We start from the raw sequence: 14,262 nt of genomic DNA on the forward strand, positions 1-14,262 counted from the left end.
CCCGCCTGTCATGCCCGTTTCGGAATACGGTCATGACAGGCGGGGCGGGAGGGAAGCGGCACCCCCGGGGAGCCGCCGGACACGCATCGAGGCCCGGGACGGGGGGTCCCGGGCCTCGCGAGGCGCTGAACGGCGCAGTCGGTGGTGCGGTGGAGCTGTGGTGCGGTGGACCGTCAGCCGACGACCGTCCAGGTGTCGCCGCCCGCGAGCAGCGCGGCCAGGTCGCCCTTGCCCTTCTGCTCGATCGCGGCATCCAGCTGGTCGCTCATCTGGACGTCGTAGACCGGCCGCTCGACCGAGCGGAAGACGCCGATCGGGGTGTGGTGCAGGGTGTCCGGGTCGGCCAGCCGGGAGAGGGCGAAGGCGGTGGTCGGGGACGCGGCGTGGGCGTCGTGGACCAGGAGGTCCGCCTCGTTCTGCGGGGTGACGGTGACCACTTCCAGGTCCCCGGTCCGCGGGTCGCGGACGACGCCGCGGGTGCCGTCGGGGCCGAAGCGGATGGGCCGGCCGTGTTCCAGCCGGATCAGCGCCTCCTCGGCCCGCTCGCGGTCCTTGAGGGCGTCGAACGCGCCGTCGTTGAAGATGTTGCAGTTCTGGTAGATCTCGATCAGCGCGGTGCCCGGGTGCGCGGCGGCGGCGCGCAGCACCTCGGTGAGGTGCTTGCGGTCGGAGTCGATGGTCCGGGCGACGAAGGACGCCTCCGCGCCGAGGGCCAGGGACACCGGGTTGAAGGGCGCGTCCAGCGAGCCCATCGGCGTGGACTTGGTGATCTTGCCGACCTCGGAGGTGGGCGAGTACTGGCCCTTGGTCAGGCCGTAGATCCGGTTGTTGAAGAGCAGGATCTTGAGGTTGACGTTGCGGCGCAGGGCGTGGATCAGGTGGTTGCCACCGATGGACAGCGCGTCGCCGTCGCCCGTGACCACCCACACGCTGAGGTCGCGGCGGGAGGCGGCGAGGCCGGTGGCGATGGCGGGGGCGCGGCCGTGGATGGAGTGCATCCCGTAGGTGTTCATGTAGTACGGGAAGCGGGAGGAGCAGCCGATGCCGGAGACGAAGACGATGTTCTCCCGGGCCAGGCCGAGTTCGGGCATGAAGCCCTGTACGGCGGCGAGGATCGCGTAGTCACCGCAGCCCGGGCACCAGCGCACCTCCTGGTCCGACTTGAAGTCCTTCATCGACTGCTTGGCCTCGGCCTTGGGGACCAGTTGCAGCAGTCCGCCCGCGGTGTCAGTCATCGATGGCCTCCTTCAGCGCCGTGGCGAGCTGCTCCGCCTTGAACGGCATACCGTTGACCTGGTTGTACGAATGGGCGTCGACCAGGTATTTCGCCCGGATCAGCGTCGCGAGCTGCCCCAGGTTCATCTCCGGGACCACGACCTTTTCGTAGCGCGCGAGCACCGCGCCGAGATTGCGCGGGAAGGGGTTGAGGTGGCGCAGATGCGCCTGCGCGATCGCGTCGCCGGCCACGCGCAGCCGCCGTACCGCCGCCGTGATCGGGCCGTACGTCGAGCCCCAGCCGAGGACCAGGGTCCGCGCGCCGTGCGGGTCGTCCACCTCGATGTCCGGGACCTCGATGCCGTCGATCTTGGCCTGGCGGGTGCGGACCATGAAGTCGTGGTTGGCCGGGTCGTAGGAGATGTTGCCCGTGCCGTCCTGCTTCTCGATGCCGCCGATGCGGTGCTCCAGGCCCGGGGTGCCCGGCACCGCCCAGGGGCGGGCGAGGGTCTGGGGGTCCCGTTTGTACGGCCAGAAGACCTCGGTGCCGTCGGCCAGGGTGTGGTTCGGGCCGGAGGCGAACCGGACGCGCAGGTCCGGCAGTTCGTCCACCTCGGGGATGCGCCACGGCTCGGAGCCGTTGGCCAGGTAGCCGTCCGAGAGCAGCATCACCGGGGTGCGGTACGTCAGCGCGATCCGGGCCGCCTCCAGGGCCGCGTCGAAGCAGTCGGCCGGGGTTCTGGGCGCGATCACCGGGACCGGCGCCTCGCCGTTGCGGCCGTACATCGCCTGGAGCAGGTCCGCCTGCTCGGTCTTGGTCGGCAGACCCGTGGACGGACCGCCGCGCTGGATGTCCACCACCAGCAGCGGCAGCTCCAGGGAGACCGCCAGGCCGATGGTCTCGCTCTTCAGCGCGATACCGGGGCCGGACGTCGTGGTGACCGCGAGCGAACCGCCGAACGCCGCGCCCAGCGCCGCGCCGATGCCCGCGATCTCGTCCTCCGCCTGGAAGGTCCGCACGCCGAAGTTCTTGTGCTTGCTCAGCTCGTGCAGGATGTCGGAGGCCGGGGTGATCGGGTACGAGCCCAGGAACAGCGGGAGTTCCGCCTGGTGGGACGCGCTGATCAGGCCGTAGGCCAGGGCCAGGTTGCCGGAGATGTTCCGGTAGGTGCCCACCGGGAAGGCCTTGGCGGCCGGGGCGACCTCGTAGGAGACCGCGAAGTCCTCCGTGGTCTCGCCGAAGTTCCAGCCCGCGCGGAACGCGGCGATGTTCGCCGCCATGATCTCCGGCTTCTTCGCGAACTTCGACTTGAGGAACTTCTCGGTGCCCTCGGTGGGCCGGTGGTACATCCAGCTCAGCAGGCCGAGGGCGAACATGTTCTTGCTGCGCTCGGCCTCCTTGCGGGAGAGGTCGAACTCCTTGAGGGCCTCCACCGTCAGGGTGGTCAGCGGCACCGGGTGGAGGCCGTAGCCGTCGAGCGAGCCGTCCTCCAGCGGCGAGGTGTCGTAGCCCACCTTCTGCAGGGCCCGCTTGGTGAACTCGTCCGTGTTCACGATGATCTCGGCGCCGCGCGGCAGATCCCCGATGTTGGCCTTCAGGGCCGCCGGGTTCATCGCGACGAGGACGTTCGGCGCGTCACCCGGGGTGAGGATGTCGTGGTCGGCGAAGTGGAGCTGGAACGAGGAGACGCCGGGGAGGGTGCCTGCGGGGGCACGGATCTCGGCGGGGAAGTTCGGGAGGGTGGAGAGGTCGTTGCCGAAGGAAGCGGTCTCCGAGGTGAATCGGTCCCCGGTGAGCTGCATGCCGTCACCCGAGTCCCCCGCGAACCGGATGATCACCCGGTCCAGGCGGCGCACGTCCTTCGTGCCGCCCGGTTTGCGCTGCTCCCCGACTACTGATCCGTCGGCCTGCTCCGCCTGGCTACTGACCTGGCTGGTCACTGAACTGGACCTCCTTCGAGGCGGCTGTCCGGGGCGTGGTCGCACCACGGACCATCCCAGGATCAACCCTACGTCGGTTAGGGTCGCCTTCCCGAGGTCATCCGCAGATTGGGACGACGTTTCGAGACGGCGTGTCGCGCTGACATGTCAGGGCTTCCTTCCCCGCTTCCCCCCTCCGCTCCCCTGCCGGGTACCCGTCTTTCCCACGGAAGCCGGAGGCTCTGACGCGCCCCTGACGCCGTGGCCCCCGGCCGGCGCCGGGACGGGGCCGATCAGGAGTTCAGATAGGTGAGCACGGCGAGCACGCGCCGGTGGTCGCCGTCGCTCGGCGCCAGGCCGAGCTTGAGGAAGATGTTGCTGACGTGCTTCTCCACCGCGCCGTCGCTGACCACGAGCTGCCGGGCGATCGCCGAGTTCGTACGCCCCTCCGCCATCAGTCCCAGCACCTCGCGCTCGCGCGGGGTGAGCTTGGCCAGCACGTCCTGCTTGCGGCTGCGGCCCAGCAGCTGCGCGACCACCTCCGGGTCCAGCGCCGTACCGCCCTCGGCGACCCGCACCACCGCGTCCACGAACTCGCGGACCTCCGCGACCCGGTCCTTGAGCAGATAGCCCACGCCCCGGGAGGAACCGGCCAGCAGCTCGGTGGCGTACCGCTCCTCCACGTACTGCGACAGCACCAGCACTCCGAGGCCGGGATGCCGCCGGCGCAGGGCCACGGCCGCCCGCACCCCCTCGTCGGTGTGCGTCGGCGGCATCCGCACGTCCGCCACCACCACGTCCGGCAGCGCGCCCTCGCCGGCCAGATCGGCGATGGTCTTCACCAGCGCCTCGGCGTCCCCCACGCCGGCCACCACGTCATGCCCCCGGTCGGTGAGCAGCCGGGTCAGCCCCTCCCGCAGCAGCACCGAGTCCTCGGCGATGACCACCCGCACCCTGTTCTCCACGCCTCATGCCCCCGTACACCCGGTCCCGTGACGACGTCCTCGGGGGACGCGCGCCTTTACGGGACCCAAGCATTCCAGGAAACGGCCGGGAGCGTGCCGTGCCCTGTGGATAACTTGTCGACGGCGGCTGTATCCGCAGGTCAGCCGCGCCAGGGCAGCTCCGCGATCACACGGGTGGGACCGCCCACCGGGGAGTCGACCAGCAGCACGCCGTCCACCGCGTCCAGCCGGCCCCGCAGACCCGCGAGGCCCGAGCCGGCCGAGGCGTCCGCGCCGCCCACGCCGTCGTCGCTCACCTGGAGCATCAGCCGGTTCTCCGAACGCCACACGTCGACCGAGGCGGACCGGGCCCGGCTGTGCTTGGAGACGTTCTGCAGCAGCTCGCACACGGTGAAGTAGGCGATGCCCTCGATGGCCGGCGCCGGGCGGGACGGCAGGTCCACCTCGACCCGGACCGGCACGGTGCAGCGGGAGGCGACCGAGGACAGGGCCGCGTCCAGCCCCCGGTCGGTCAGCACGGCCGGGTGGATGCCCCGGGCCAGGTCGCGCAGCTCCTGGAGGGCCGTCTTCACCTCGCCGTGGGCCTCCTCCACCATGCGGGCCGCCGCCTGCGGGTCCTCCCGCAGCTTCTCCTTCGCCAGCCCCAGGTCCATGGCCAGACCGACCAGCCGGGCCTGCGCCCCGTCGTGCAGATCGCGCTCGATGCGGCGCAGGTCGGCGGCGGCCGTGTCCACCACGACACCCCGGTCCGACTCCAGTTCCACCACCCGCTCCGACAGCAGCGACGGGCCGAGCAGCCCCCGCACCAGCAGCCCGTCCACCGTCGTCAGGGCGCGCACCAGCCACGGCGTGGCCAGCGTGAAGCCGAGTCCGACCAGCGTGGTCACGGTGATCTCGAACGGGTTGTCCAGGTAGATCTGGTGATGCTCGTCGCCGTAGAGCTGGAGCCCGGCCTGGCCCGCGTACATCGGGAAGACCCAGAACCACAGCGGGTAGGTCAGCAGGCTCCAGCCGAGCGGGTAGAGGGTCGCCGCCACGACGAAGGAGAACAGCGCCCAGGGGAACTGCACCAGCGTGTACAGCAGGTTCCGCCAGGAGGCGCCGCTCTTGAGGACCGCGCCCATCCAGGCCAGCGCGCCCGGCTTGCGCACCCGCAGCGGCTCCGGGCCCCGCACGTCCACACCCAGCAGCGCCCGCGCCCGGGCCCGCTCCAGCGCGCCGAAGCCCCGGCAGCCGGCCAGGGCCGCCGCCAGCACCGGGACGCCGAGGAAGGTCACCAGCAGGCCCGCGCCCAGCGACACCATCGTCACCGTCCAGGTGAACAGCACCACCGAGACCGGCAGGCTCAGCAGGACGTACCCCAGCTCGCGCCAGGTGCGGGCCTCCACCGGCGCCCGCAGCGCGGCGGGCAGCCGGTGGCGGCGACCGCTTCCGGGGGAGCCGGTGGACCAACCGGAATCCCAGTCGTCGTACCCCCGCCCGGGCCCGTACCCGCCGTGTCCGTACTCCGTGGCCATCGAATCCGTCCCGTTCTCCTCGTCGAGCGGCGCTTTCGCCCCTGACTCAAGACTCGTGCGCGGCGCCCCCGCGGACCATGGAGACCATCGGCCTCTTCGAGCGGGGGTTTTCCCCACCCCTCCCGGTCCCGCGGACACCCGGCCGCCGCTCGGCGCGGCGCCGCACCGCGCGACACGCCCGCCGCCGCGCGTGGCGGCACGTGCGGCTACTCCTCGCGGTCGCGCCAGGGCAGTTCGGCCGTGACCACCGTCGGGCCGCCGGCCGGCGACGCCACGGCGAACAGGCCGTCCACCGCGCCCAGCCGGTCCGCCAGGCCGCGCATCCCGCTGCCGCCGTCCAGCCGGGCACCGCCCCGGCCGTCGTCCTGGACCTGGATCAGCAGCCGGTCCTTCGCACGCCACACGTCGACCGAGGCGGACCGGGCCGCGCTGTGCTTGCTGACGTTCTGCAGCAGCTCGGAGACCGTGAAGTAGGCGATGCCCTCGATGGCCGCGGCGGGGCGGTCCGCGAGGTCCACGGTCACCTTCACCGGCACGGTGCAGCGCGAGGCGACCGAGGACAGCGCCGCGTCCAGACCGCGGTCCGTGAGCACGGCCGGGTGGATGCCCCGGGCCAGGTCGCGCAGCTCCTGGAGGGCCAGCTTCACCTCGCCGTGCGCCTCCTCCACCATCGCCGCCGCGGAATCCGGGTCCTCCAGCAGCTTCTCCTTGGCCAGGCCCAGCCCCATGGCCAGGTTGACCAGCCGGGCCTGCGCGCCGTCGTGCAGATCGCGCTCGATGCGGCGCAGGTCGGCGGCGGCGGTGTCCACCACCACACCCCGGTCCGACTCCAGCTCCGCTATTCGGCGCTCCAGCTCGTCGGAGGGGGACAGCAGCCCGCGCACCATCGCCCGGTCCACGTTCGCCAGGCCCCTGGCGAGGTACGGCAGCAGCGGCCACAGCACGAACAGCGAGGTCAGCACGGTGCAGAAGGTGAGGATGCCCCAGGGCAGCCGTATCGCGTCGTACAGCAGCGTCCGCCAGCCCACCGGGTCCTTGACGGCCATCCACAGCCGCTGGAACGCGCCCTCGGCGCGGGCGAGCGGCAGCGGCGACGGCTCCTCCACCCGGACCCCGAGGAGCGCCCGGGCCCGCGCCCGCTCCAGCTTGCCCAGCTGCCGGGAGCCCAGCAGGGACAGCGCGAGCAGCGGCAGACCGACCACGGTGAGGGTGAGGGTGCCGCCGACGGCCAGCACGGTGATCGCGTAGCAGAAGCCGAACACCGTCACCGGCAGGTTCAGCAGGAGGTGCGCGATCTCCTTCCAGGTGTGCGCGTCGTAGGCCGGCCTGATCGGCGGCAGGCGGTCGGAGCCGTCGGAGCCGTCGGCGCCGTCGGTCCGGACGGGGCCGGTGCCGTGCCGGTGGCCGGCGGAGCTGGGTGCGGTCATAACGGCCAGCCTGCCGTGTGGGACACCCCTCGCGCCATGCGGTGCGCCGCCCTGCGCCGACGGGGGAAAACCCCACCCCCGTCCGCCTCGGGGGCTTCACCCAGGGGTCCGGGGCGCCGCGGCCCGCCCGCCTTGGACCCGTCCCGGCGTGACTGCCTGCTTACCGCCTCTTTATCAGGGCCTAGACTCCCGTGCGTACAGGTCACGAGGTCAGGGAGCGAGGAGCGGGACCGTGCGGGAGACGCTGGGGGACTCGACGGCCGCCACGGCGCACGTCATCGCGGCCGGCTACTTCCGGTCGTACTCGGCCGTGGGACTGCTCGCCGTCGTCGGCGTGCTGTTCGTCGCGGTCGCCTTCGGCGCCGGCCGGCTGCTGCGCCCCGTGGTGCCCACCCCGGAGAAACTCCTGACCTACGAGTGCGGCGTCGACCCCGTCGGCGAGGGCTGGGCCCACACCCAGGTCCGCTACTACGTCTACGCCTTCCTGTACGTGATCTTCGCGGTCGACTCGGTCTTCCTGTTCCCCTGGGCGACGGTCTTCGCCGCCCCCGGCTACGGCGCGACGACCCTCGTGGAGATGTTCATCTTCCTCGGCTTCCTCGCCGTGGGCCTGCTGTACGCATACAAGAAGGGCGTCCTGACATGGACGTGACCCCGGACCCCGTGTACCTCCCGGAGCCCAAGCGGCTCGGCGCGCTGGCCCGTCTGGCCCCCGAGCCCATGAAGGTGGTCCTCAACTGGGGCCGCCGCTACTCGCTCTGGGTCTTCAACTTCGGCCTCGCCTGCTGCGCGATCGAGTTCATCGCCGCGTCGATGGCCCGCCACGACTTCATCCGGCTCGGCGTCATCCCCTTCGCGCCGGGGCCCCGTCAGGCCGACCTGATGGTGGTCTCCGGCACGGTCACGGACAAGATGGCCCCGGCCGTCAAGCGACTGTACGAACAGATGCCCGAGCCGAAGTACGTCATCTCGTTCGGCGCGTGCTCCAACTGCGGCGGGCCGTACTGGGACTCGTACTCCGTCACCAAGGGCGTCGACCAGATCATCCCGGTGGACGTGTACGTCCCCGGCTGCCCGCCGCGCCCCGAGGCGCTGCTCCAGGGCATCCTCAAGCTCCAGGAGAAGATCGCGGCCGAGTCGCTGGGGGAGCGGTACGGCACCGGCGCCGGGCGTCCGTCGGCGGCCGCGTTGCAGAGCGGTCTGGTGCGGCCGCCGGCCCCGGCGGGAGACGGTTCCGAGGGGGACGCGCGATGAGCACGGCCGGCTGGCTGCCCGCCCCCGCCGGGGAACTCTTCGGGCCCGAGGCGGTGGCCGAGGAGTCGTACGAGGTCCTGACCGTGGACGTCCCGCCGTCCGCCTGGCTGGACGCCCTGGAGACGGCCCGTACGACGTTGACCTGCACCTACTTCGACTGGCTCAGCGCGGTGGACGAACCCGGCGCCGGCTTCCGCGTCGCGGCCCACGTGGTCGCCCTGCACCCGGTGCGGCGCCTTCTGCTGCGCACGACGGTTCCGCACGAGGCGCCGGTCCTGCCGTCCGCCGTCGGCGTGTACGCGGGCGCGGCGTGGCACGAGCGGGAGACGCACGAAATGTTCGGGGTGACCTTCGAGGGCCACCCCTCGCTCGAACACCTGCTCCTCCCCGAGAACTTCGAGGGCCACCCCCTGCGCAAGGACTTCGTCCTCGCCGCCCGGGTCGCCAAGGCGTGGCCCGGCGCCAAGGAGCCCGGCGAGTCCGAGCACGGCGGACCCAAGCGCCGCCAGATGCTGCCGCCGGGCGTCCCCGACCCCAACGAGTGGGGCCCCCTCAAGGGACAGCTGCCCCCCGCCCCGGCCCGCCCCGCCCGCGCCTCCGGAGACCGCCCGGTCCGCCGCGCCCGCACGGCGGCGGAGGGCTCGGCGCATCAGCCCGGTCCCGCCGAGGGCGCCGCTCCGGCAGGCCCGCGCCGGACGCGGAGCGCGAGCGAGGGCTCGGCGAGTCAGACGGCGGCGGCCGAGGGCGCCGCTCCCGCCCGCCCGCGCCGGATGCGCAGTGCGAGCGAGGGCTCGGCGAGTCAGGCACCGGCGGGGGAGGCCGCCCCGGCGCGTCCCCGCAGGATGCGCAGCGCGAGCGAGGGTTCGGTGAGCCAGGCGCCGGCGGCGGCGCGGGGCGAGGACGCGGCGGAGCGGAAGCAGGCCGCGGCCGACGGGGACGCCGCGCGGACCGCGCGGACCGAGGGTCCCGCGGCGGAGGCGTCGGTGGCGCACGAGCCCGGTCCGGCACCGGCCCGCCCCCGTCGCAACCGCACCGCCTCCCAGGGCTCGGCCTCCCAGCGCGCCACGGAACCGACGGAACCGACGCCCGGCCAGACCGGCCCGGCCCGCCGCCCGGCCCCGCGCGGCTCCGACGCCCCGTGGCACCACGCCCGCCCGGCCTTCGACGACCAGGAGCAGCGCGAGCAGACCGACGCGACGGCCCCCACCGCCCCGGCCGAACCGCGGCCCACGCCGGCCTCCCGCGAGCCGGGCTCGTCCGAGTCGGCCTCCTCCGAGCCGCGCTCGCCCGAGTCGGGTCCGGCTCCGGAGGCGGCCGAGTCGCAGACCTCACCCTCACCCGAGCCCCGGCCCGACCCCGGCCGGGACGGGAGCGAACCCGCTCCCGGCACCCCCGGCACGCCGGACGACCCCGACACCCCCGACGACCCGCCGACCGACCCGACAGGAGGCCCGCAGTGAGCGGTGTGCTGGACGTCGTGCTGCGGGTCGTCGCGGTGTTCCTGGTGTTCCTGGTCTTCCCGCTGGTGGTGGGGCAGACCGAGCACAAGGTGATGGCCCATATGCAGGGGCGGCTCGGACCGATGTACGCGGGCGGGTTCCACGGGTGGGCCCAGCTGATCGCGGACGGCGTGAAGTTCGCGCAGAAGGAGGACGTGGTGCCGGCGGACGCCGACCGCCGCGTCTTCCAGCTCGCGCCCGCCGTGGCCCTGCTGCCCTACCTGCTCGTGCTGCTCGTCATCCCCATCGGCCCGGGCGAGGGCGCCGTCGGCCAGGCCCTGGACGCCGGTGTGTTCTTCGCGCTCGCCGTGATGGGCGTCGGCGTGCTCGGCTCGCTCATGGCGGGCTGGGCCAGCGCCAACAAGTTCTCCCTGCTCGGCGGCCTGCGCACCGCCGCCCAGCTGCTCGCCTACGAACTGCCGATGCTGCTCGCCGCGGCCTCCGTCGCGATGGCGGCCGGCACGGTCTCCCTGCAAGGCATCCTGCACGCCTTCCACTGGTGGTGGCTGCCCTGGCAGATCATCGGCGCGGTCGTCTTCTTCGTCGCCGGACTCGCCGAGCTGCAACGCCCGCCGTTCGACATGCCCGTCGCCGACTCGGAGATCATCTTCGGCGCGTACACCGAGTACACCGGCCTGCGCTTCGCCCTGTTCCTGCTCGCCGAGTACGCCGGCATCGTGGTGCTGTGCGGCCTGACCACCGTTCTCTTCCTGGGCGGCTGGCACGGCCCCTGGGGCGACGGCGGGCTCGGCTGGGTCTGGACCCTGCTGAAGACCGCGGTCCTCGCCTTCGTCGTCATCTGGCTGCGCGTCACCTACCCGCGGCTGCGCGAGGACCAGCTCCAGAAGCTGTCCTGGACCCTCCTCGTGCCCCTCTCCCTCGTCCAGATCGCCCTCACCGGCATCGTCAAGGTGGTGATCAGCTAACCATGGCTCCGATTCCCGGTTCCGGACTCGCCAAGGGCCTGGCCGTCACCCTGCGCACGATGACACGGAAGCACGGCACCGAGCAGTACCCGGACGCCCTGCCCGAACTGCCGCCCCGCACCCGGGGCGTGATCGGGCTGTTCGAGGAGAACTGCACGGTCTGCATGCTGTGCGCCCGCGAGTGCCCCGACTGGTGCATCTACATCGACTCCCACAAGGAGACCGTCCCGCCCGCCGCCCCCGGCGGCCGTGAGCGCAGCCGCAACGTCCTCGACCGGTTCGCCATCGACTTCTCGCTGTGCATGTACTGCGGCATCTGTATCGAGGTCTGCCCCTTCGACGCGCTCTTCTGGTCCCCGGAGTTCGAGTACGCCGAGACCGACATCCGCGACCTCACCCATGAGCGCGACAAGCTCCGCGAGTGGATGTGGACCGTCCCGGCGCCGCCCGCCCTCGACCCGGGCGCGGAGGAGCCGAAGGAGATCGCCGCCGCCCGCAAGGCCGCCGACAAGCTCGCCGCCGCGCGGAAGGCCGAGTCCGAGGAGGGCGACGCATGAGCCCCGCCCTCGCCGCGGCCCCGCACGGCTTCCTCTCGCCGACCGGTGTCGAGATCGCCTTCCTCCTGGTCGGCCTGGTCACCTTCGGCGCCGCGCTGATCACCGTCACCACCCGGCAACTGGTGCACGCGGCCCTGTGGCTGGTGGTCGCGCTCGGCGGACTCGCCGTGGAGTACCTGCTGCTCACCGCCGAGTTCATCGCCTGGGTGCAGGTCCTGATCTACGTCGGTTCCGTCGTCGTCCTCCTGCTGTTCGGGCTGATGCTCACCAGGGCGCCCATCGGCCGCTCACCGGACGCCGACTCCGGCAACCGCTGGGCCGCCCTCGGCGTCGCCCTCGCCGCCGCGGTCGCCCTGGTGTGGGTGGTCGTCGACGCCTTCCGCACGACCTGGATGGACCTGACCGGACCGGCCGCCGGCGCCACCCACGTCACCGGCGCGAGCCTGTTCCGGTACTGGGTGCTGCCCTTCGAGGCGCTGTCCGTGCTGCTCCTCGCCGCCCTGGTCGGCGCCATCGTCCTGTCCCGCAAGGCCAAGGCCGGGGCAGACGCCGGCCACGCCGCGGCGGCCGACGGCACGCCGGCACCCGTTTCCGCCGGGAAGGACGGCGCCCGCTGATGCACCTCGTCTACCCCGCCGTACTCTCCGCCCTCCTGTTCTGCACCGGCCTGTACGGCGTCCTCGCCCGGCGCAACGCGATCCTGGTGCTGATGTCGGTCGAGCTGATGCTCAACGCCGTCAACCTCAACCTGGTCGCCTTCGACGTCTGGCTCAGCCGCGCCGCCCGCGACACCCTGCACTCCGGCCAGGCGCTGACCCTGTTCACCATCGCCATCGCCGCCGCCGAGATCGGCATCGGCCTGGCGATCGTGCTCGCCGTGTACCGCAACCGCGGCACCTCCGACATCGACAAGCTCCGCGACACCGCCGAGCGCCCCGACGGCGCGGAGCCGGGTGCCGCCGCGGCAGAGAAGACCGAGGCCACCGCGTGACCACGACCACCCTCGCCGTACTCGTCCCCCTGCTGCCCTTCCTCGGTGCCGCGGCCGGACTGCTCCTCGGCCGCACCGCGCCCGGCTTCGTCCGCCCGCTCGCCGTGCTGCCCCCGCTGGCCTCGCTGGTGCCGGCCGCGCTGGTCGCCGTGCGCCAGGGCGGCGGACCGGCCCTGGACGCCCACACGGAGCTGACCCCCACCGGCTCGGTCCCCGTCGAGCTGGCCCTGCACATCGACGGCTTCGCCGCGCTCGTCGCGATCCTGGTCGCCTTCGTCGCGTCCTGCGTGCAGATCTACTCCACGGGCTACCTCCGCCACGACCCGCGCTACCCCTCGTACGCCGCCCTCGTCTCCCTGTTCACCTCCGCGATGCTGCTCGTCGTCTACTCCGGCGACCTGATCGTGCTGCTGGTCGGCTGGGAGGTCATGGGCATCTGCTCCTACTTCCTGGTCGGGCACTACTGGGAGACCCCCGAGGCCCGCGCCGCCTCCCTCAAGGCGTTCCTGGTCACCAAGCTCGGCGACGTGCCGTTCCTGATCGGCCTGTTCGCGCTCGCCACCGACGCCGGCTCGTTCCGCATCACCAGCGTCCTCGGCACCGTCGCGAGCGGCGGCCTGCACCACCCGACCGTCGTCGCCCTGCTGCTGCTCGCCGGCGTGGCGGGCAAGTCGGCGCAGTTCCCGCTGCACACCTGGCTGCCGGACGCCATGGCGGGCCCGACACCCGTCTCCGCGCTGATCCACGCCGCCACGATGGTCGCCGCCGGCGTCTACTTCGTCGCCCGCCTCCTCCCGGTGTTCGAGGCATCCGGGGCCGCGATGCTGGTGCTGGCCGTGATGGCCGCCGTCACCATGACCGGCTCTGCGCTGGCCGCCCTCGCCCAGGACGACATCAAGCGCGTCCTCGCCTACTCGACCATCGGCCAGCTCGGCTACATGACCGGCGCCCTCGCCGTCGGCGACCGCGGTGCCGCCGTCTTCCACCTCCTGTCCCACGGCGCCTTCAAGGCGCTGCTGTTCCTCGCCGCCGGTGTGGTCATCCACGCCGCCGGCACCAACTCGCTGGCCGCCATGTCCCGCATGCGCGGACTGCGCGACCGCGTCCCGGACGCCTACTGGACGATGACCGTGGCACTGCTCGCGCTCGCCGCGATCCCGCCGTTCAGCGGCTTCTTCTCCAAGGAGTCCGTCCTCGGCGCCGCCGAGCACGCGGCCGGCGGCCACACCGCGCACGTGCCCGGCGCGGCCGGCTGGCTGGTCCTGGTGGCCGGACTGGTCACCGCCGTACTGACCGCCGCCTACGCCACCCGGCTGTGGCTGCTGGCCTTCCACGGCCGGGGCGCCGAGGTCCCCGACCACGGCCGCCGGCCGCTGACCATGACCGTGGTGCTGTGGGTCCTCGCGATCCCCTCGCTGGCCTTCGGCGGGTTCGCCTACCGGGCGCTGCCCGGCTGGTTCGACGGCCGGTCCCTGGCCCCGACCGCGCTCACCTCCGTCCTCGGCACCGGCCTCGCCGTGGCCGGCGGGCTGCTCACCTACGGCGTGTGGCAGCGCACCACCCGGAACCTGGTCAGCCCCCCGCTCGGCGCGGTCGCCGCCCACCCCGGGGCCGACCCCGGACGGGTCGAGGCCGAGGCCATCGCCACCCACACCCCGGCCTACGGTGACATCGCCTACGCCCCCGACCCGGCGGACCCCGGACGGGTGCTGCTCGGCCCGCTGCACCGGCACGCGGCCGTCGGCTTCCACCTGGACGCGGTCTACGACGCGCTGTTCGTCCGCCCGGTACGGGCCGGGGCGAGCCTCGTCCGGTTCCTCGACCGCGAGGTCGTGGACACCTACGTCGGCGCCGCCGGCGCGCTGCCCCGGCTGCTCGGGGCCGCCGTACGCCGCGCCCAGACCGGCAATGTGCAGACCTATGTGAGCGCGCTGCTCGCCGGCACCGTCGTCCTCGCGGTCGCCGTCGTCCTCGTCGCCACGGGAGCGTGA

Annotated in this window: 13 protein-coding genes; 8 read left to right on the forward strand and 5 right to left on the reverse strand. The window is 72.9% G+C overall.

Annotated features, from left to right (window positions below):
• Window positions 1-173 precede the first annotated feature (173 nt).
• The 5 genes from BLW85_RS22815 to BLW85_RS22835 all read right to left on the reverse strand — a co-directional run bounded on the left by BLW85_RS22815 (window position 174) and on the right by BLW85_RS22835 (window position 7,044).
• Window positions 174-1,235 carry a 2-oxoacid:ferredoxin oxidoreductase subunit beta gene (locus tag BLW85_RS22815; RefSeq protein WP_074992992.1) on the reverse strand — a complete coding sequence of 354 codons (1,062 nt, stop codon included), beginning with the start codon at window positions 1,233-1,235 and terminating at the stop codon, window positions 174-176.
• Window positions 1,228-3,156: a 2-oxoacid:acceptor oxidoreductase subunit alpha gene (locus BLW85_RS22820; RefSeq protein ID WP_074992993.1), complete on the reverse strand. Its 1,929-nt coding sequence runs from the start codon at window positions 3,154-3,156 to the stop codon at window positions 1,228-1,230. The genes BLW85_RS22815 and BLW85_RS22820 overlap by 8 nt, the downstream gene beginning before the upstream one ends.
• A gap of 272 nt (window positions 3,157-3,428) precedes the next feature.
• Window positions 3,429-4,088, reverse strand: coding sequence for a response regulator transcription factor (locus BLW85_RS22825; protein ID WP_279628633.1), 660 nt, complete (start codon window positions 4,086-4,088; stop codon window positions 3,429-3,431).
• 152 nt (window positions 4,089-4,240) lie between these two features.
• Entirely contained in the window at window positions 4,241-5,617 is a 1,377-nt protein-coding gene (locus tag BLW85_RS22830; protein ID WP_074992994.1) for a sensor histidine kinase, read from the reverse strand.
• 206 nt (window positions 5,618-5,823) lie between these two features.
• Window positions 5,824-7,044 (reverse strand): sensor histidine kinase, encoded by a 1,221-nt coding sequence (locus tag BLW85_RS22835; protein WP_074992995.1) that lies wholly within the window; start codon window positions 7,042-7,044, stop codon window positions 5,824-5,826.
• 232 nt (window positions 7,045-7,276) lie between these two features.
• Between BLW85_RS22835 and BLW85_RS22840 the strand changes: the two genes are divergently transcribed.
• Genes BLW85_RS22840 through BLW85_RS22875 form a run of 8 tightly spaced genes read left to right on the forward strand, consistent with a single transcriptional unit; the run spans window position 7,277 to window position 14,262 of the window.
• Window positions 7,277-7,696, forward strand: a complete 420-nt coding sequence (locus BLW85_RS22840) for an NADH-quinone oxidoreductase subunit A (protein WP_070026365.1) — start codon at window positions 7,277-7,279, stop codon at window positions 7,694-7,696.
• Entirely contained in the window at window positions 7,687-8,298 is a 612-nt protein-coding gene (locus BLW85_RS22845; protein WP_070026364.1) for an NADH-quinone oxidoreductase subunit B, read from the forward strand. Before BLW85_RS22840 ends, BLW85_RS22845 begins: the two co-directional genes overlap by 10 nt.
• Window positions 8,295-9,758 carry an NADH-quinone oxidoreductase subunit C gene (locus BLW85_RS22850; RefSeq protein WP_074992996.1) on the forward strand — a complete coding sequence of 488 codons (1,464 nt, stop codon included), beginning with the start codon at window positions 8,295-8,297 and terminating at the stop codon, window positions 9,756-9,758. The genes BLW85_RS22845 and BLW85_RS22850 overlap by 4 nt, the downstream gene beginning before the upstream one ends.
• A complete protein-coding gene (locus tag BLW85_RS22855) occupies window positions 9,755-10,723 on the forward strand; it encodes a complex I subunit 1/NuoH family protein (RefSeq protein WP_074992997.1) in 969 nt (322 codons plus the stop codon). The genes BLW85_RS22850 and BLW85_RS22855 overlap by 4 nt, the downstream gene beginning before the upstream one ends.
• 2 nt (window positions 10,724-10,725) lie before the next feature.
• Complete coding sequence (locus BLW85_RS22860) at window positions 10,726-11,280, forward strand: NuoI/complex I 23 kDa subunit family protein (protein WP_070026361.1); 555 nt, start codon at window positions 10,726-10,728, stop codon at window positions 11,278-11,280.
• Window positions 11,277-11,897, forward strand: coding sequence for an NADH-quinone oxidoreductase subunit J family protein (locus BLW85_RS22865; protein WP_074992998.1), 621 nt, complete (start codon window positions 11,277-11,279; stop codon window positions 11,895-11,897). Before BLW85_RS22860 ends, BLW85_RS22865 begins: the two co-directional genes overlap by 4 nt.
• On the forward strand, window positions 11,897-12,271 hold the full coding sequence (gene nuoK / locus BLW85_RS22870) for an NADH-quinone oxidoreductase subunit NuoK (protein WP_070026359.1): 375 nt from the start codon (window positions 11,897-11,899) through the stop codon (window positions 12,269-12,271). Before BLW85_RS22865 ends, nuoK begins: the two co-directional genes overlap by 1 nt.
• On the forward strand, window positions 12,268-14,262 hold the full coding sequence (locus tag BLW85_RS22875; protein ID WP_074992999.1) for an NADH-quinone oxidoreductase subunit 5 family protein: 1,995 nt from the start codon (window positions 12,268-12,270) through the stop codon (window positions 14,260-14,262). Before nuoK ends, BLW85_RS22875 begins: the two co-directional genes overlap by 4 nt.

The organism is Streptomyces misionensis, assembly GCF_900104815.1.
Classification (GTDB): Bacteria; Actinomycetota; Actinomycetes; order Streptomycetales; family Streptomycetaceae; genus Streptomyces; species Streptomyces misionensis.